The organism is Streptomyces sp. NPDC056628, from assembly GCF_042792555.1.
In the GTDB taxonomy this organism is placed as follows: Bacteria; Actinomycetota; Actinomycetes; order Streptomycetales; family Streptomycetaceae; genus Streptomyces.
Genome location: NZ_JBHTWG010000034.1, coordinates 1 through 16322 on the forward strand (window position 1 = coordinate 1; position 16322 = coordinate 16322).

Below are 16322 nucleotides of genomic sequence, written 5' to 3' on the forward strand. Positions count from 1 at the left end.
TCGCCGTCCTCGCTGCTGCACTGGACCCGGCGCATGATCGAGATCCGCAAGCAGAACCCCGCCTTCGGACTCGGCTCCTACACCGAGCTCCAGTCCTCGAACCCGGCGGTGATCGCGTTCCTGCGCGAGTACGAGGACGACCTCGTGCTCTGCGTCCACAACTTCGCCCGCTTCTCGCAGCCCACCGAACTCGACCTGCGCGAGTTCAACGGACGCATCCCCGTCGAGCTGTTCGGCGGCGTGCGCTTCCCCGCCATCGGCGAGCTGCCGTATCTGCTGACCCTCGGGGGCCACGGCTTCTACTGGTTCCGGCTCACCCGAGTCGCATCCCGCATCGGCAGACGATCTTGAACCTGAGCTTCGAGCGACTGCCGGGGAAAGGACGCGTCACCATGCAGAAGACCGCAACCGCCCGACCGGGCCGTACGACCGACGCCGGCCCCATGGCGTCGCTCTCCGGCCTGCTGCGCGAATGGCTGCCGCGGCAGCGCTGGTTCGCCGGCAAGGACCGGCCCGTCACGGACCTCGTCCTGCTGTCCATGACCGAGCTCTTCCCCGGCTGTCTGCACCTGCTGGTGCACGCCGGCCACTCGGCCGTCCCCTCACCCGGCGGCGCCCAGCCGGCCGGTGACTGCTACCAGCTGCTGCTCGGCGTACGGGAGCACCCGTCGCCGCGGCTCGGCCGGGCGCTGATCGGCCAGGCTCCCGAAGGACCGCTGGCCGGGATGACGGTCTTCGACGCCCTCCAGAACCCCCGGTCGGCCCAGCTGCTGCTGGAGCGGCTGCGGCATCCCGGGGAGGCCGGTCCACTGCGCTTCGAGGGCGATCCTTCCGTGCCGGTGCCGGCCGGTCTCGTGCCCCGGCTGCTGGACGCCGAGCAGTCCAACTCCTCGCTGGTGTACGGCGACGCGTTCATCCTGAAGCTGTTCCGGCGCATTCAGCCCGGGGTCAACCCCGATCTGGAGCTGTCCGGTGCGCTGGCCGGGCAGGGCTGCCGGCGGGTGCCGGCCCCGGTCGCCTGGTTCCGTACGACGAGCCCCTGGGAGGCCACGCTCGGGGTGCTCCAGCCGTTCCTGCGGGACGCCTCCGACGGCTGGACGCTGGCGCTGGCCGCGCTCGCCTCCGGTGACGACTTCACCGCCGAGGCGCGCCAGCTGGGCCGGGCGACGGCCGAGGTGCACCTGGCGCTGGCGTCGGCGTTCCCGTCCCGCGCGCACGGCGAGAACGGCCGGATGGCGGCCGCCATGACCGAACGGCTGGAACTCGCCGCGCACTTCGTGCCCGCGCTCCAGCCCCATGTCCCCGGGCTGCGCATGGCCTTCGGCGCGCTCGCCGGCTGCGACCCGGGCCCGCCGGACCAGCGCATCCACGGTGACCTGCATCTGGGTCAGGTGCTGCGGGCGGGGCGCGAGTGGTTCGTCATCGACTTCGAGGGCGAGCCGTCACGCCCGCTCGCCGAGCGGCGGGGCGTGCACTCCCCGGTGCGGGACATCGCCGGGATGCTGCGCTCCTTCGACTACGCCGCCCGGCAGCGCCGGCCGTGGCGCCCGGAGTGGGCGCGCCGCTGCCGCGAGGCCTACTGCGCGGGCTACGCCTCGCTCGCCGGGTGGGACCCGCGCAAGAAGCACGGACTGCTCCGTGCCTACGAGACCGACCGCGCCGTGTACGAGGTGCTGTACGAAGCCCGGCACCGACCCGACTGGTTGCCCGTACCCATGGCGGCGATCGAACGCCTCGCCGTGAGAGGAGCCTGACCGATGGCCCTGCACGAGACCTCGCGCCCCGAGTCGGCCGGAGCCGGTCGGAGCGTGACCGCTCCGGCCCTGGATCCCGGCGACCGTGACCGCCTGCTGGCGGGCACCCACCACGATCCGCACGCCCTGCTCGGGGCCCATCCCGTCCCCGGTGGGATCGCGGTGCGCGCGCTCCGCCCGTTCGCGCGGGCGGTGAGCGTCCTGGTGGACGGCGAGCGCACCGCGCTGGTCTCGGAGGGCGGCGGACTGTTCTCCGCGCTGCTGCCGCTGCCCCGGATCCCCGCGTACACGCTGCTGGTGTCGTACCAGGAGGACGGCGGCGACGAGCACGAGGTGCACGACCCGTACCGCTTCCTGCCTGCCCTGGGCGAACTCGACCTCCACCTCATCCGGGAGGGCCGGCACGAGGAGCTGTGGAAGGCGCTCGGCGCCGAGCCCATGGAGCACCAGGGCGTGCGCGGCACCCGCTTCACGGTCTGGGCGCCGAACGCGCGGGGCGTGCGGGTCGCCGGGGACTTCTGCCACTGGGACGGGACGGCGTTCCCGATGCGGTCCCTCGGCGCGTCCGGGGTGTGGGAGCTGTTCCTGCCGGGCATCGGCGAGGGCACCCGGTACAAGTTCGAGATCACCTCCCGGTACGGGCACCGCTTCCTCAAGGCCGACCCGATGGCGCGGTGCGCGGAGGTGCCGCCGGACACGGCGTCCGTCGTGCACGCCTCGCGGTACGAGTGGGGCGACGCCCGGTGGATGGCGCACCGCGGCGACATCCCGGTGCACGAGGCCCCGCTGTCCGTGTACGAGGTGCACCTGCCGTCCTGGCGACCGGGGCTGACCTACCGTCAGCTCGCCGAGCAGCTGCCCGCGTATGTCGCCGACCTCGGATTCACGCACGTCGAGTTCATGCCGGTGGCGCAGCACCCGTTCGCCGGGTCCTGGGGCTACCAGGTCACCGGGTTCTACGCGCCCATGTCCCGGCTCGGCAGTCCCGACGACTTCAAGTACCTGGTCGACTCGCTGCACAGGGCCGGCATCGGCGTGATCATGGACTGGGTCCCCGCGCACTTCCCCAAGGACGACTGGGCGCTGGCCCGGTTCGACGGGGACCCGCTGTACGAGCCCGGGGACGCCAGGCGGGCCGAGCACCCCGACTGGGGGACCCTCGAGTTCGACTTCGGGCGTACCGAGGTGCGCAACTTCCTGGTCGCGAACGCCACGTACTGGTGCGAGGAGTTCCACATCGACGGGCTGCGGGTCGACGCGGTCGCCTCGATGCTCTACCTGGACTACTCACGCGAGTCCGGGCAGTGGGCGCCGAACGCCTTGGGCGGGCGGGAGGACCTGGCCGCGAAGGCGTTCCTCCAGGAGATGAACGCGACCGTGTACCGGCGCAATCCGGGGGTCGTCACGATCGCCGAGGAGTCGACGGCCTGGGAGGGCGTGACCCGGCCGACGGACAGCGGCGGGCTGGGCTTCGGGCTGAAGTGGAACATGGGCTGGATGCACGACTCGCTGGAGTACATCGCCAAGGAGCCGGTGCACCGCAAGTACCACCACAACGAGATGACGTTCTCGATGGTGTACGCCTACAGCGAGAACTACGTCCTGCCGATCTCCCACGACGAAGTCGTGCACGGCAAGCAGGCGCTGGTGTCGAAGATGCCGGGCGACTGGTGGCAGCGCCGGGCGAACCATCGCGCGTACCTGGGCTTCATGTGGGCGCACCCCGGCAAGCAGCTGCTCTTCATGGGGCAGGAGTTCGCGCAGGGCGCGGAGTGGTCGGAGGCGCACGGCCCGGAGTGGTGGCTGCTCGATCCCGGGTACGCCTCGGCCGGCGACCACCGGGGGATGCGCGATCTGGTCCGCGATCTCAACACCGCGTACCAGGCGACCCCGGCGCTGTGGCAGCGCGACACCGACCCCGGTGGCTTCCAGTGGTCGCTGGGGGACGCCGCCGACGACAACGTCTTCGCGTTCCTGCGCTACGACGCCGAGGGTGTTCCGCTGTTCTGCGTCTCCAACTTCTCGCCCGTGGTCCGGCACGACTACGGTCTGTGGGTCCCCGACCACGTCACGGCGTGGCAGGAGACCCTGAACACCGACGCCGCCCGGTACGGCGGCAGCGGTGTCACCCACCCCGGCCCGCTCAAGCCGGAGGACGGGCGGCTGCGGCTGACGCTGCCTCCCCTGGCCACGGTGTGGTTCACGCCGGGTCTGTGACGGGTCCCGGTCCGGGTCAGAAGATCAGGATCAGGGCGTAGACGAGGAAGAACGCGGAGATCAGGGCCGTGACGACGAGGATCAGGGCCAGCGGGGCCTTCGCCCAGCCGGTGGGCGGGTTGTGGGTCTCACGGGGGCCGGCGCCGGACATGCTGCTCTCCGCGGGCGGGGTCTCGCCGGGCGGCACGGAACCACCCGGTTCGAGGCCCGTGGTGCGCTCGGGCTCCGGGTCGGGGTTCGGGCGCCGGCCCGGTTCCGAATCGGGTTGGGGGGTCGCATGTGTCATGCGCCCCGGGTTCCCCCTCACGGCCGAGATCACCGAACGACGTCAATTGTCAGATCAGGGCACCGCGCGCTCCCTGCTGGGCTAGATTCGGGCGACGCCGATAACAGAAATCATCGGTGGTGTCACACCCGGTACATATCAGGAGCAGCGCATGCGCGATCTCGGCCTCGCTCCCCCGCCCGTACGGCCGCTGACAGGAGGGCTCGCCGACAGCCTCTTCGAGACGGCCGCCGCCGATCCCACGCTCACGTTGCTCGCGCGCCGCCCCCACCCCTCCGCCGCCACCTGGGAGGAGGTGACCGCCGTGGAGGTCCGCGACGAGGTCACCGCCCTCGCCAAGGGCCTGATCGCGTCCGGCATTTCCCCCGGCCACCGCGTCGCCGTGATGGCGCGCACCCGCTACGAGTGGACGGTGTTCAGCTACGCGCTGTGGGCGGTGGGCGCCGAGGTGGTGCCGATCTACCCGACGTCGTCGCGCGACCAGGTCGAGTGGATCCTCCGGGACGCCGAGTGCGTGGCCGTGGTGGTCGAGGACGAGCAGGCGATCATGACGGTCGGGTCGGTCTGCGGGACGCTGCCCAAGCTGCGGCACGTGTGGCAGCTGGACGCCGGCGGGCTCCAGCAGCTCGTCGCGGCGGGCGAGTTCGTGCCGTTCGCGACCGTCGAGTCGCTGCGCCGCATCGTGCTGCCGGACTCCACCGCGGCGATCATGTACACCTCCGGGACGACGGGCCGCCCGCTGGGCTGCGCGCTCAGCCACCGGGGTCTGGCGAGCCCCTGTGACACGCTCCTGGCGGGCTGGGGCCACACGGTCGTCCCGCCCGGCGAGCGGCGCGGCTCGGTCCTCGCCTTCCTGCCGTTCTCCCATGTGTACGGGCTGCTGGTGCAGGGCCTGTGCGTCCGCGGCGGGATGCTGATGGGGCACGAGCCGGATCTCAGCGGGGACGCGCTCGCCTCGGCGCTGCGGACGTTCCGGCCGACGTACTTCACGGCCGTTCCGTCGATCTTCGAGAAGATCTACAAGAACTTCCTGCGCACGGCGCAGCAGTCCGGCCGCGGCGCCCTGTTCGAGCGGGCCGCGGACACCGCGCGGGACTTCGCCGCGGCGCTGGAGCGTCAGCGCCTGGGCGGCGGCCCCGGCCCCGGCTTCGACCTGCGGCTGCAGCACGCCCTGTACGAGCGCACGGTGTACCGCAAGCTGCGGGAGGCGCTGGGCGGCCGGGTGTGCCGGGCGACCTCCGGCGGTTCCCCCCTCAACCGTGAACTGTCGCTGTTCTACGAGGGCATCGGCATCTACGTGAACGACGGCTACGGCCTGACCGAGACCTGCGGCGGGGTGACCGCGCAGCCGCTGGGCCGGGAGATGTCGGGCACGGTGGGCCAGGCCCTGCCGGGCGTGGACATCAGGGTGGCCGACGACGGGGAGATCCTGGTGCGCGGGCCCTCGGTGTTCCAGGGATACGTCAACAACGAGGCGGCGACGCGGGAGGCGCTGCGCGGCGGCTGGCTGGCGACCGGTGACCTCGGACGGCTGGACTCCGACGGCTATCTGACGATCACGGGCCGCAAGAAGGACGTCATCATCACGAGCAGCGGCAAGAGCGTCTCGCCGGCGATCCTGGAGCAGCGGCTGCGGCAGCATCCCCTGGTCCACCAGGCCGTGGTGGTGGGCGACAACCGGCCCTGCGTCGGGGCGCTGATCACCCTGGACCCGGAGTTCCTGGCGTTCTGGCGGGACTCCCTGGCGGCCCGCAGCGACGCCCGGGCCCGCGAGGCCCGTGAGGAGAACGCGCTGCGGGAGGAGATCGGCAGGGCGGTGGCCGCCGCCAACAGCGCGGTGTCGCGTCCGGAGTCGATCCGGGTGTTCCGGGTGCTGCCGGAGCCGTTCGACGTGGCCAGCGGTCTGCTGACACCGTCGATGAAGCTGCGCCGGGACGCGATCGTGCGGCACTACGAGGCGCAGATCAACGCCATGTACCAGGCGCGGTCGCGGATGCCCCGGGAGCATCTGTCGGACGACGTGGCGCACTGGGACGACGGCGACAGCGTGTTCGGCTGAGCGACGGGAGGACCGCTCGGAGAGGGCGGGGCCGTGACCGTCGAGAGGCGCCGCGTTCCGGTCTTTGCCCGCCGAACCGGTGTACGGGCGCCCGGGCCGGGGCACTGGTGGCGGCGACGTGTTCATCCGCCGGCCGCTCCCGGCTGGCGGAACGCCCCGTGGCGCGATGGGATCGAGGCGTGCGACGCGGCGATTCAGGGGCAGGCGAACGACATCGAGGCAGACCGCCTGGAGCCGCAGAAGGGATGATCAGCGTGACACGACCCAGGATCCTCGTGGTTGGCGCAGGCTTCGCGGGAGTCGGATGCGTACGCCGGCTCGAACGCAGGCTCTCTCCCGACGAGGCCGAGATCACCCTGGTGACCCCGTACTCGTTCCAGCTCTATCTGCCGTTGCTGCCCCAGGTGGCCTCCGGTGTGCTGACCCCGCAGTCCATCGCCCTGTCGCTGCGCCGCAGCCGCAGGTACCGCACCCGGATCATCCCCGGCGGCGCCATCGGGGTGGACCTCGCGTCCAAGGTGTGCGTCGTGCGCACCATCACCGACCGCATCGTGAACGAGCCGTACGACTACATCGTGCTGGCGCCCGGCAGTGTCACGCGCACCTTCGACATCCCGGGGCTCGCCGACCACGCGTTCGGTATGAAGACGCTGGCGGAGGCCGCCTATCTGCGCGACCACGTCATCTCGCAGCTCGACCTCGCCGACGCCTGCCAGGACCCCGCCGAGCGGGCGGCCCGGCTCCAGTTCGTCGTGGTCGGCGGCGGGTACGCCGGCACCGAGACGGCGGCCTGCCTGCAGATGCTGACCCACAACGCGGTCAAGCGCTATCCGCGGCTCGACCCGCGCCTGATCAAGTGGCACCTGATCGACATCGCGCCGAAGCTGATGCCCGAACTCGGCGACAAGCTGGGCCGGGACGCGCAGGAGATCCTGCGCAAGCGTGGCATCGAGATCTCCCTCGGCGTGTCCATCGCGAAGGCCGGAGCGGAGGAGGTCACCTTCACCGACGGCCGGGTGGTGCCCACGCACACGCTGATCTGGACCGCCGGTGTCGTCGCCAGCCCGCTGATCGCCACGCTCGGCGCGGAGACCGTCCGCGGCCGGCTCGCGGTGACGTCCGAGATGCGGCTGCCCGGGCACGACGGCGTCTTCGCGCTCGGCGACGCCGCCGCGGTGCCGGACGTGGCCAAGGACCAGGAGGGCGCGGTGTGCCCGCCCACCGCCCAGCACGCCATGCGTCAGGGCAAGGTCGCCGCCGACAACGTCATCGCCGCCATGCGCAGCCGGCCTCTGCGGCCGTACGAGCACAAGGACCTCGGCCTGGTCGTCGACCTCGGCGGCTTCGACGGCGTCGCCAAGCCGCTCGGGGTGGAGCTGAAGGGACTGCCCGCGGTGGTGGTGGCCCGCGCCTACCACTGGTCGGCCCTGCGCACCAACGTCGCCAAGGCCCGCGTCATGACGAACTGGGTGCTGAACGCCATCGCGGGCGACGACTTCGTGCGCACCGGGTTCCAGGCGCGCAGGCCCGCCAAGCTGAAGGACTTCGAGTTCACCCACGCGTATCTGACGCCGGAACAGCTCAAGAAGCAGATCGCCGCGCAGGACGGGGGCGGAAGCGCCGGCACGTGCTAGGACGTGTCCGCGAAGTCCCACCTGCCGTACGGCATGATCGGCGAGACACCCCCCGGGCGGGGGCGGGCACGTGAGTGGGACGGTGTGAGGGCGGCGGAGGAGACGGTCCGGGCGCGGCTGAGGGACCGTGTCGCGGCCTCGGACCCCGGCCTGCTGAGGCTGGCGGCGGCCGTGCGGACGGTGGGGTCGATCGCCCTGACGGTCGCCGTGCTCGCCGTCCTCGGCACCGATCTGCCGCACCTGGTGACGGGGGCGCTGGTGGCGATGGTCTCCACCTTCGCCATCCGTGAGAAGCAGCGCTCCCGGCAGGCGGTCACCCTGGCCCTCGGTCTGCCGGTGACGCTGGCGTCGATGACACTGGCGTCGCTGCTGCACCACCGGGTGGTGCTCGGCGACCTCGTCTTCGTCGCGTTGATCTTCTGTGCCGTCTACGGGCGCAGGTTCGGCGACCGGGGCACCGGGCTGGGCCTGATCGGCTTCCAGACGTACTTCGTGGCCCTCTTCGTCGGGGCCACCCCCGAGGGGCTGCCCCAGATGTACGCCGCGGCCGCCGTCGCCTTCGGGTGCAGTGCGCTGATGCGGTTCGCCCTGGTCCCGGAGACGCCGGTCGGCGTGCTGGAACGGCTGCGAAGCGCCTTCAGGGCCCGGATGGCCCAGCTGCTGTCGGCGCAGCTCGACCTGCTCGACGCCGGACCCGACGAGGCGGACCGGGCGCTGCGGCGGGTGCGGGAGGGCACCGCGCGGCTGCACGAGACGGCGCTGCTGATCCAGGGACGGCTGGCGGACGGGACCGCCGACGAGGCGGTGGCCCGGCTCGTGCAGCGGCGCATCGCGGACGCCGAGATCGCCGCCGAGCGGCTGGGCCTGGCGCTGCTGCGGGCGCGCGGCGCCGAGCGGGTGGACACGCTGGCCCTGCACCTGCCGGGGGCGCCGGTGCCGTCGGGCGGCCGGCAGCCGGTGCGGGAGGAGGCGACGACGGCGCTGCGCCGCGACCTGGACGCGCTGCGGGTGCTGGTGCTGCGCCCGGTGGAGGCGGCCGGCGGGACCGGCGTGGCCCAGCTGCGCAACCGGCTCCTCGGCTACCGCGACGAGGAGAACGTGCCCGTCGCGTCCCCGGCCGTGCAGGACGCCTTCCGGGCCGTCGGCGAGACCGCGCGGGCGGTCCTCGGTCTGCGGATCGCGCTGGGCGGGGCCCGGGACGAGTCGGACGACTCCCCGGCGACGGCGCGGTCCCGTGAGGAGCTGGACGCGGAGGACGCCGTCCTCGACGCGGAGGAAGAGGAGGAGGCCACGGGGCTGGAGCGGCGCACCACGCGGGCCGCCGTGCAGGTCGCGGTGGGGTCGCTGCTGGCCATCGTCGGCGGCGAGCTGCTGTCGCGGGACCGCTGGTACTGGGCGGTGCTGACGTGCTGGATCGTGTTCTTCAACACCGCCTCCACGGGCGAGATCCTGGTCAAGGGCTCGCGCCGGCTGGTCGGCACGGTGCTGGGAGTGCTGGCGGGCATCGTGCTGGCGGGGGCGGTCGGGCACCACACCGGTACGGCGTTCGCGCTGGTGCTGCTGTTCGTGTTCGCGATGTTCTACTCGGCGCCGCTGTCGTACACGCTGTCGTCGTTCTTCGTGACGGCGGCGCTGGGGCTGCTCTACACCCTGCTGCACACCTACAGCCTGTCGGTGCTCGTGCTGCGGATCGAGGAGACGGCGCTCGGCGCGGCCTGCGGGTTGATCGCGGCGGCGTTCGTGCTGCCGGTGCGGACCGACCGGCGGACCAACGAGCTGCTCGCCACGGTGCTGCGGCGGCTCGGGGAGGTCACGAACAGCGCCGTGGACCAGCTCAGCGGCGGGCCGCCCGGGGACCTGATGGAGCAGGCCCGCGACCTGGACCAGGCGCTGGCCGATCTGCGGTCCGCCGTCCAGCCGCTGACGCACCCGGCGACGCCGCTGCGGGCCCGCAGGGAGACCGCCCGTTATGTCGTCGCGCTGCTGGAGACGTCCGCGTACCACGCGCGCACCCTGGCTGCGACGGCCGAACTGCTGCTCACCCGTCCGTCGATCACGGCCGATCCCCGGCTGCGCGGCGCGACGGGCCGGATCTGGCGCAACCTGGAGGCGATCACCGCGCACGTCACCGACGAGCACGCCGGTGCCACCATCGAGACCGGCCCGAGCATCGCCTCCCTGCTGGGGCCGAGCGCGCCGAGCGCGCGGGGGCAGGGCCGGGTCACCGAGCACGTGCTGCGGCCTCTGCAGCGTCTGGACGAGGCCGTCACCGGTCTGGCCCGTCCACTGGACGTGCCCGTGAAGGCGTCGGAGGGATGAGCGCATCGGGCCCGGGCTGGGTAGGCGACGTACATGACCGATGTCGTGGACTCAGACGAACTGTTGCGGCGGATGCAGCGCGCGCGGGCTTGGGCCCGTCAGGAGGAGCGGACGTGGCGGGGGCGGAGCGAGGAGTTGCGCGCCACCGATCCCGAGGGGGCGCGGGACGCCGCCGTGCGGACGCTGACGTACGAGACGGTCCTCGCCGTGCTGGACGAGATCCTGACCCCCGGGAAACACGCCGATCACCCGTGAAACATCGACTGGAGTGAAACGGGTCACGTACCCCCGTCTCGATTACCGAGACGCCGACCGAATGGTTTAAGGTTCATCCATAGTGGTCACGGGGTCGACCGAATCCGTCCCCCGTGAACCACCATCAACGGCCCTGGCTGGCCTCCCCCGTCCAGCCAGGGCTTTTTCATGCCCGCGGCGACCCGGCCGCACGGGCCACCGGCCAAAGCCGCCCGCCGCCGAGGTGCCCCCGGCCGCCGCAGCCGCTCCAATGGACGCAGGGAGACACCGGAATGCCTGTCGTCGGTGAGGAGCCCCGTGCCATGACCAAAGCGATCAAACTGCTGACCGCCCTTCCACCGCCCCAGCGTCAGCGCCTGATGACGCTCGCCCGGGAGACCTCCTTCCCGGAGGACACCCGCATCTTCGAGTCCGGTGGTACGGCTGACCGCTTCTGGGTCATCCGCTCGGGCGCCGTCACCCTGGACCAGCGGGTGGCACCGACGCAGCGGATCACCGTCGCGAGTCTCGGCGCGGGCGACCTGCTCGGCTGGTCGTGGCTGTTCCCGCCGTACCTCTGGGACTTCGGCGCGGAGGCCTTCAGCCCGGTGCGGGCGTACGAGTTCGAGGCGGCCGCGGTGCTGCGGCTGTGCGACGAGGACACCGCGCTCGGACTGACCCTGGTGCGGTACGTGGCCGAGATCCTCGCGCACCGTCTGGAGATGACCCGCGGGCAGCTCATGGAGCGGCACGCGCAGACGTGGCGCAGCGTGTACTGAGCGTCAGACGCGGTAGCGGCGCAGGGCCGGCACCGCCGCGGCCAGGCCCAGCATGAGGACGACGACGAGCAGGCCGCCCCCGGCCGTCGCGGTGCGCGCGCCGAACGCCGAGCCCGCCGTGCCGTGCAGGACGTCGGCCAGGCGCGGGCCGCCCGCGACGACGACCGTGAACACGCCCTGCATCCGGCCGCGCATCTCGTCGCTGGCGGCGGACAGCAGGATGGCCCCGCGGAACACCATGGACACCATGTCCGCCACCCCGGCCAGGGCCAGGAACACCACCGCGAGCCACAGGCTGGAGCTGAGCCCGAAGCCGGTGACGGCCAGCCCCCAGGCGACGACCGAGCCGATCACCATCCAGCCGTGCCGGCGGGCCCGCGAGAAGGTGCCGGAGAACAGCCCGCCGGCCACCGCGCCGATCGGGATGGCCGCGAACAGCAGGCCGAGCGCGAGCCCTTCACCGGAGGAGCCGTACGTCTCGCTCGCCAGCTGCGGGAACAGCGCGCGGGGCATCCCGAAGACCATCGCGATGATGTCGGCGAGGAAGGACAGCAGCAGCACCTTGTGCAGCGAGATGTAGCGGAAGCCCTCCGCGATCTCGCGTACCCCGGCGCGGCGCCGGACGGCGGCGGTCGGCGGCGGCGGCGGCAGCGCGGGCAGCCGGTACACCGCCCACACCGTGACGCACAGGGCCAGGGCGTCGATCAGGTACAGCTCGGCCAGGCCGACCACCGGGATCAGCACCCCGGCCAGCAGGGGTCCGACGACCTGCCCGGTCTGCATGACGGTCGAGCCGAGGGCGTTGGCCGCGGCGAGCTCGTCCGCCGGCACCAGCCGGGCGATCGAGGCGTTGCGGGCCGGGGAGTTGAGCCCCCAGAAGGCTTGCTGGAGCGCGAGCAGGACCATCAGCACGGCGACCGACTCCAGCCCGGCGACGGCCTGGAGCCAGAACAGCACCGAGGTCACGGCTATCCCGCTGTTGGTGATCAGCAGCAGCCTGCGCCGGTCCATGCTGTCGGCGATCGCGCCGCCCCACAGCGCGAACACCGTGAGCGGCACCAGCCCGGCCAGGCTCGCGGCTCCCACCCAGGCCGAGGAGCCGGTGATGTCGTAGACCTGCTTGGGCACGGCGACCGCGGTGAGCTGGCTGCCGACGGCCGTGACGATGGTGGACGACCACAGCCGCCGGTAGGCGGGGCGGTGCAGCGGCCGGGTGTCCATGGCCCAGCGGCGCCAGCCGCGGGGGGTGGCGGGTACCGCGGGTGGCTCCTTCTCCTGCGGTGCGGTGCTGCTGTCGCTGGTGTCCACGGGCTTCCTGGATGCTCGCTACATCTTTTTGTCCGGGGATCACTATCGCAGCACCGGCCGGGTGTTCGGACCGGCGTCTCAGGTTCCGGCGATCAGGGAGGCGCCGAGGGCCATCATGGTGACGGCGATCACCCCGTCCAGCACCCGCCACGCCCCCGGCTTGGCGAGGTGACGGCTCAGCAGCCGCGCCCCGAAGCCGAGCGCGGCGAACCAGCACAGGCTGGCCACTGCGGCGCCGAGGCCGAACGTCCAGCGCAGCGGGCCCCGGTCGGCGGCGATGGTGCCGAGCAGGAACACGGTGTCGAGGTAGACGTGCGGGTTGAGCCAGGTCATGGCGAGGCAGGTCAGCACCGCCCGCCGCCGTGAGCCCGCCGCGTCGCCGTCGGTGACCAGGGCGCCGGCCGGCCGCAGCACCCTGCGGGCGGCCAGGACGCCGTAGCAGAGCAGGAACACCCCGCCCACCCAGGCGACCGCCGTCAGCACCCCGGGCCACGCCACGACGACCGCGCCGACCCCCGCCACCCCGAGGGCGATCAGGATCGCGTCGGACAGGGCGCAGATGCCGACGACGGCGAGGACGGCGTCGCGGCGGATGCCCTGGCGCAGGACGAAGGCGTTCTGCGCGCCGATGGCGACGATCAGGGAGAGGCCGGTGCCGAATCCGGCGACGGCAGTGGTCAAGGCGCTGGTCATGCCGTCGACGCTAGACAAGCGATCTCCCGGCGTACAGCTAAGGATTCTTACGTATCCTTAGCCGACGTGAAGACCGAGCTGACCGAGCTGCCCCTGGACCAGGTGCGGACCCTGCTCGCGGTGGTGGACGAGGGGACGTTCGACGCGGCCGCCGCCGCCCTGCATGTGACGCCGTCGGCGGTGAGCCAGCGGGTCAAGGCGCTGGAGCAGCGCACCGGGCGGGTGCTGCTCGTACGGTCCAAACCGGTGCGGCCGACCGAGTCCGGCCGGGTCGTGGTCCGGTTCGCCCGCCAGCTGGCCCGGCTGGAACGCGACGCGCGCGCCGAGTTGGGCATGCGCGGGACCGCCGAGGCGACGCGGGTGTCCGTCGCGGTCAACGCCGACTCGCTGGCCACCTGGTTCCTGCCCGCCCTCACCCGGGTGCGCCGGGAGCCGCCGCTCTGCTTCGAGCTGAGCCGGGAGGACGAGAGCCGGACGGCGACCCTGCTGCGGGAGGGCCTGGTGATGGCCGCGGTGACGTCCTCGGCCGAGCCCGTCGCGGGGTGTTCCGTGCGGACGCTGGGCCGGATGCGGTATCTGGCCGCCGCGAGCCCGGAGTTCGCCGCACGGTATCTGACCGGGCCGCTCGCCGACGCCCTGGCGGGGGCCCCGGTGCTGACCTTCGACCGCAGTGACGACCTGCAGGACGCCTTCGTGCGCGGGCTGCGGGGCGGCGCCGGGCACGCCGGTCCTGCGCGGCACCGGATGCCGACCTCCGAGGGGTTCCTGTCCGCCGTGCTCGCCGGATTGGGCTGGGGCATGATCCCCGAGGTGCAGGCGGAGCCGCTCGTGGCGGAGGGACGCCTGATCTCGCTGGCCCCGGAGCGGCCCGTCGACGTGCCGCTGTACTGGCAGCAGTGGAAGCTGCACTCCCCCGCGCTGGTCACGGTGACGGAGGCGGTGGTGGCCGCCGCCCACGAGGCGCTGCGCGCCTGAGCAGCCGCGCCGTCAGGCGCGGCAGGCGGCGAGCTGGGCCTCCGCCGCGTCCAGCAGCATCTCCAGGGCCGTCGGATAGGCGCTGGTGACCATGCGCCGGGCCAGCAGCGGCGCCGCCTCGGCGATCCGGGGGTGCGTGGTGTGCGGCAGCCGGGCGTACGTCGAACGCCACTTCTCCTCGTCGGCGCGCAGCGACGCGCTCGGCAGCGTCAGTGAGGCCGCGTCCAGCGCGGCGAAGGCCAGCGTCTGGTCGATGAAGGCGTGGTAGAGGCGCACGGTGTCGGCAAGCGGGAAGCCGGCCGTGCGCAGGAGGTCCAGCACGGTCTCGTCGGCGGCGAGTTCGTTGGCCCGTCCCGTGACGCGGCTCGTGGTCAGCACCGCGGCGTGCGGGTGGGCGACGTAGGCGGCGTGGATACGGGTGCCGACGGTCCGCAGGTCGGCGCGCCACTCCCCCGTCGGCTCCCAGCCCTCCAGGGCGCGGCCGATCAGGGCGTCGCCGATGGCCAGGGTCAGGTCGTCCATGCCCCGGAAGTAGCGGTACAGCGTGCTCGGGTCGGCGTCCAGGGCGAGGCCGAGCCGGCGGGCGGTGAGTCCGGCGCTGCCGTGCTCGGCGAGCATGCGCAGCGCCGTGTCGACTATGAGGCGCTCGGACAGCACGGTGCCGCTCTTGGTGGGACGACGCCTGCGCCGCTTCTCCTCCGGTACGACCGCTTTCGGCATCGCGTCCTCCATCCTTATGCCAACGGCATTGACCTTACGCGGCGGGGCGGCGTTGGATCCCACCCGGGGCCCCACCACTCGTCCACCTCCAGCCGAGGGAGTCTTGTCATGCGTGTACTGCTCGTGGGAGCCGGCGGGGTGGGTACCGCCATCACCCGGATCGCCGCCCGGCGTCCCTTCTTCGAGGCGATGGTCGTCGCCGACTACGACCTCGCGCGGGCCGAGGCCGCCGTCGCCGCGCTCGACGGCGACGCGCGCTTCCGCGCCGAGCGCGTCGACGCGAGCGACGAGCCGGCCGTGGCCGCCCTGCTGGAACGGCACGCCTGCGACGTGCTGCTCAACGCGACCGACCCGCGTTTCGTGATGCCGCTGTTCCAGGCCGCGCGCACCACCGGGGCCACCTATGTCGACATGGCGATGTCCCTGTCGAGGCCGCACCCCGACCGCCCGTACGAGGAATGCGGGGTCAAGCTCGGGGACGCCCAGTTCGAGCAGGCCGGCGACTGGGAGAAGGCGGGCGCGCTCGCCCTGGTCGGCATGGGCGTGGAGCCCGGCCTGTCGGACGTCTTCGCCCGGTACGCGGCCGACGAACTCTTCGACGAGATCGAGGAGATCGGGGTGCGCGACGGGGCGAACCTCACCGTCGACGGCTACGACTTCGCCCCCTCCTTCAGCATCTGGACCACCATCGAGGAGTGCCTCAACCCGCCGGTCGTCTACGAGAAGGACCGCGGCTGGTTCACCACCGCGCCGTTCAGCGAGCCCGAGGTGTTCGACTTCCCGGAGGGCATCGGCCCGGTCGAGTGCGTGAACGTGGAGCACGAGGAGGTGCTGCTCATGCCGCGCTGGGTGGACGCGCGCCGGGTCACCTTCAAGTACGGTCTCGGCCAGGAGTTCGTGGACACCCTCAAGACGCTGCACCTGCTGGGGCTGGACCGGACCGAGCCGGTGACCGTGCCGGGCGCCGACGGGCCGGTGCGGGTCTCGCCGCGGGACGTCGTGGCCGCGTGCCTTCCGGACCCGGCGACACTGGGCGAGCGGATGCACGGCAAGACCTGCGCCGGCACCTGGGTGCGGGGCGTCAAGGACGGCGAGCCGCGCGAGGTGTACCTGTACCACGTGGTCGACAACCAGTGGTCGATGGCGGAGTACGGCTCCCAGGCCGTGGTCTGGCAGACGGCCCTCAACCCGGTCGTCGCCCTCGAACTCCTGGCCACCGGCGTCTGGTCGGGGGCGGGCGTCCTCGGACCGGAGGCGTTCCCGGCCCGGCCGTTCCTGGATCTGCTCACCGCCTACGGCTCCCCGTGGGGCATACGCGAACAGTGACCTGATCCGGCGGGCCCC

The 16322-nt window shown here is 72.6% G+C and carries 14 protein-coding genes; 10 read left to right on the forward strand and 4 right to left on the reverse strand.

The window, feature by feature from the left end; genetic code table 11:
• The 3 genes from ACFRAC_RS29680 to glgB all read left to right on the forward strand — a co-directional run.
• The coding region (locus ACFRAC_RS29680) for an alpha-glucosidase C-terminal domain-containing protein (protein ID WP_382934611.1) at positions 1 to 351 on the forward strand (351 nt) is incomplete at its 5' end.
• Between the two features lie 41 nt (positions 352 to 392).
• Entirely contained in the window at positions 393 to 1754 is a 1362-nt protein-coding gene (locus tag ACFRAC_RS29685; protein WP_382934614.1) for a maltokinase, read from the forward strand.
• A 3-nt stretch (positions 1755 to 1757) separates the two neighbouring features.
• A complete protein-coding gene (gene glgB, locus ACFRAC_RS29690) occupies positions 1758 to 3971 on the forward strand; it encodes a 1,4-alpha-glucan branching enzyme (RefSeq protein WP_382934618.1) in 2214 nt (737 codons plus the stop codon).
• A 16-nt stretch (positions 3972 to 3987) separates the two neighbouring features.
• Here glgB and ACFRAC_RS29695 read toward each other — a convergent pair whose 3' ends face one another.
• Positions 3988 to 4257, reverse strand: a complete 270-nt coding sequence (locus ACFRAC_RS29695) for a DUF6480 family protein (RefSeq protein WP_382934623.1) — start codon at positions 4255 to 4257, stop codon at positions 3988 to 3990.
• Between the two features lie 151 nt (positions 4258 to 4408).
• Here ACFRAC_RS29695 and ACFRAC_RS29700 point away from each other — a divergent pair, with 151 nt between their 5' ends.
• The 5 genes from ACFRAC_RS29700 to ACFRAC_RS29720 all read left to right on the forward strand — a co-directional run bounded on the left by ACFRAC_RS29700 (position 4409) and on the right by ACFRAC_RS29720 (position 11282).
• On the forward strand, positions 4409 to 6316 hold the full coding sequence (locus ACFRAC_RS29700; protein ID WP_382934626.1) for an AMP-dependent synthetase/ligase: 1908 nt from the start codon (positions 4409 to 4411) through the stop codon (positions 6314 to 6316).
• Positions 6317 to 6561: 245 nt separating this feature from the next.
• Positions 6562 to 7950 (forward strand): NAD(P)/FAD-dependent oxidoreductase, encoded by a 1389-nt coding sequence (locus ACFRAC_RS29705; RefSeq protein WP_382934630.1) that lies wholly within the window; start codon positions 6562 to 6564, stop codon positions 7948 to 7950.
• A gap of 33 nt (positions 7951 to 7983) precedes the next feature.
• A complete protein-coding gene (locus tag ACFRAC_RS29710; protein WP_382934833.1) occupies positions 7984 to 10269 on the forward strand; it encodes an FUSC family protein in 2286 nt (761 codons plus the stop codon).
• A gap of 33 nt (positions 10270 to 10302) precedes the next feature.
• A complete protein-coding gene (locus tag ACFRAC_RS29715) occupies positions 10303 to 10524 on the forward strand; it encodes a hypothetical protein (RefSeq protein ID WP_382934633.1) in 222 nt (73 codons plus the stop codon).
• Between the two features lie 302 nt (positions 10525 to 10826).
• Complete coding sequence (locus tag ACFRAC_RS29720) at positions 10827 to 11282, forward strand: cyclic nucleotide-binding domain-containing protein (RefSeq protein WP_382934636.1); 456 nt, start codon at positions 10827 to 10829, stop codon at positions 11280 to 11282.
• Positions 11283 to 11285: 3 nt separating this feature from the next.
• Here the strand turns inward: ACFRAC_RS29720 and ACFRAC_RS29725 are convergent, their stop codons facing one another.
• Both ACFRAC_RS29725 and ACFRAC_RS29730 read right to left on the reverse strand, forming a co-directional pair.
• Positions 11286 to 12590: an MFS transporter gene (locus ACFRAC_RS29725; RefSeq protein WP_382934642.1), complete on the reverse strand. Its 1305-nt coding sequence runs from the start codon at positions 12588 to 12590 to the stop codon at positions 11286 to 11288.
• A gap of 78 nt (positions 12591 to 12668) precedes the next feature.
• Positions 12669 to 13283, reverse strand: coding sequence for a LysE/ArgO family amino acid transporter (locus tag ACFRAC_RS29730; RefSeq protein WP_382934645.1), 615 nt, complete (start codon positions 13281 to 13283; stop codon positions 12669 to 12671).
• A gap of 66 nt (positions 13284 to 13349) precedes the next feature.
• Between ACFRAC_RS29730 and ACFRAC_RS29735 the strand changes: the two genes are divergently transcribed.
• Positions 13350 to 14258, forward strand: coding sequence for a LysR family transcriptional regulator ArgP (locus ACFRAC_RS29735; RefSeq protein WP_382934649.1), 909 nt, complete (start codon positions 13350 to 13352; stop codon positions 14256 to 14258).
• A 12-nt stretch (positions 14259 to 14270) separates the two neighbouring features.
• On the opposite strand, the gene ACFRAC_RS29740 is transcribed toward ACFRAC_RS29735, so the two are convergent.
• Entirely contained in the window at positions 14271 to 14978 is a 708-nt protein-coding gene (locus ACFRAC_RS29740; protein WP_382934654.1) for a TetR/AcrR family transcriptional regulator, read from the reverse strand.
• Positions 14979 to 15086: 108 nt separating this feature from the next.
• Here ACFRAC_RS29740 and ACFRAC_RS29745 point away from each other — a divergent pair, with 108 nt between their 5' ends.
• Positions 15087 to 16304, forward strand: a complete 1218-nt coding sequence (locus tag ACFRAC_RS29745; protein WP_382934657.1) for a saccharopine dehydrogenase family protein — start codon at positions 15087 to 15089, stop codon at positions 16302 to 16304.
• Positions 16305 to 16322 lie beyond the last annotated feature (18 nt).

What these genes read in the sequence shown, in the direction of transcription:
- ACFRAC_RS29685 (WP_382934614.1), top strand. Translation starts at nt 393, where the DNA reads ATGCAGAAGACCGCAACCGCCCGACCGGGCCGTACGACCGACGCCGGC.
- glgB (WP_382934618.1), top strand. Translation starts at nt 1,758, where the DNA reads ATGGCCCTGCACGAGACCTCGCGCCCCGAGTCGGCCGGAGCCGGTCGG.
- ACFRAC_RS29695 (WP_382934623.1), bottom strand. Translation starts at nt 4,257, where the DNA reads ATGACACATGCGACCCCCCAACCCGATTCGGAACCGGGCCGGCGCCCG.
- ACFRAC_RS29700 (WP_382934626.1), top strand. Translation starts at nt 4,409, where the DNA reads ATGCGCGATCTCGGCCTCGCTCCCCCGCCCGTACGGCCGCTGACAGGA.
- ACFRAC_RS29705 (WP_382934630.1), top strand. Translation starts at nt 6,562, where the DNA reads ATGATCAGCGTGACACGACCCAGGATCCTCGTGGTTGGCGCAGGCTTC.
- ACFRAC_RS29710 (WP_382934833.1), top strand. Translation starts at nt 7,984, where the DNA reads ATGATCGGCGAGACACCCCCCGGGCGGGGGCGGGCACGTGAGTGGGAC.
- ACFRAC_RS29715 (WP_382934633.1), top strand. Translation starts at nt 10,303, where the DNA reads ATGACCGATGTCGTGGACTCAGACGAACTGTTGCGGCGGATGCAGCGC.
- ACFRAC_RS29720 (WP_382934636.1), top strand. Translation starts at nt 10,827, where the DNA reads ATGACCAAAGCGATCAAACTGCTGACCGCCCTTCCACCGCCCCAGCGT.
- ACFRAC_RS29730 (WP_382934645.1), bottom strand. Translation starts at nt 13,283, where the DNA reads ATGACCAGCGCCTTGACCACTGCCGTCGCCGGATTCGGCACCGGCCTC.
- ACFRAC_RS29740 (WP_382934654.1), bottom strand. Translation starts at nt 14,978, where the DNA reads ATGCCGAAAGCGGTCGTACCGGAGGAGAAGCGGCGCAGGCGTCGTCCC.
- ACFRAC_RS29745 (WP_382934657.1), top strand. Translation starts at nt 15,087, where the DNA reads ATGCGTGTACTGCTCGTGGGAGCCGGCGGGGTGGGTACCGCCATCACC.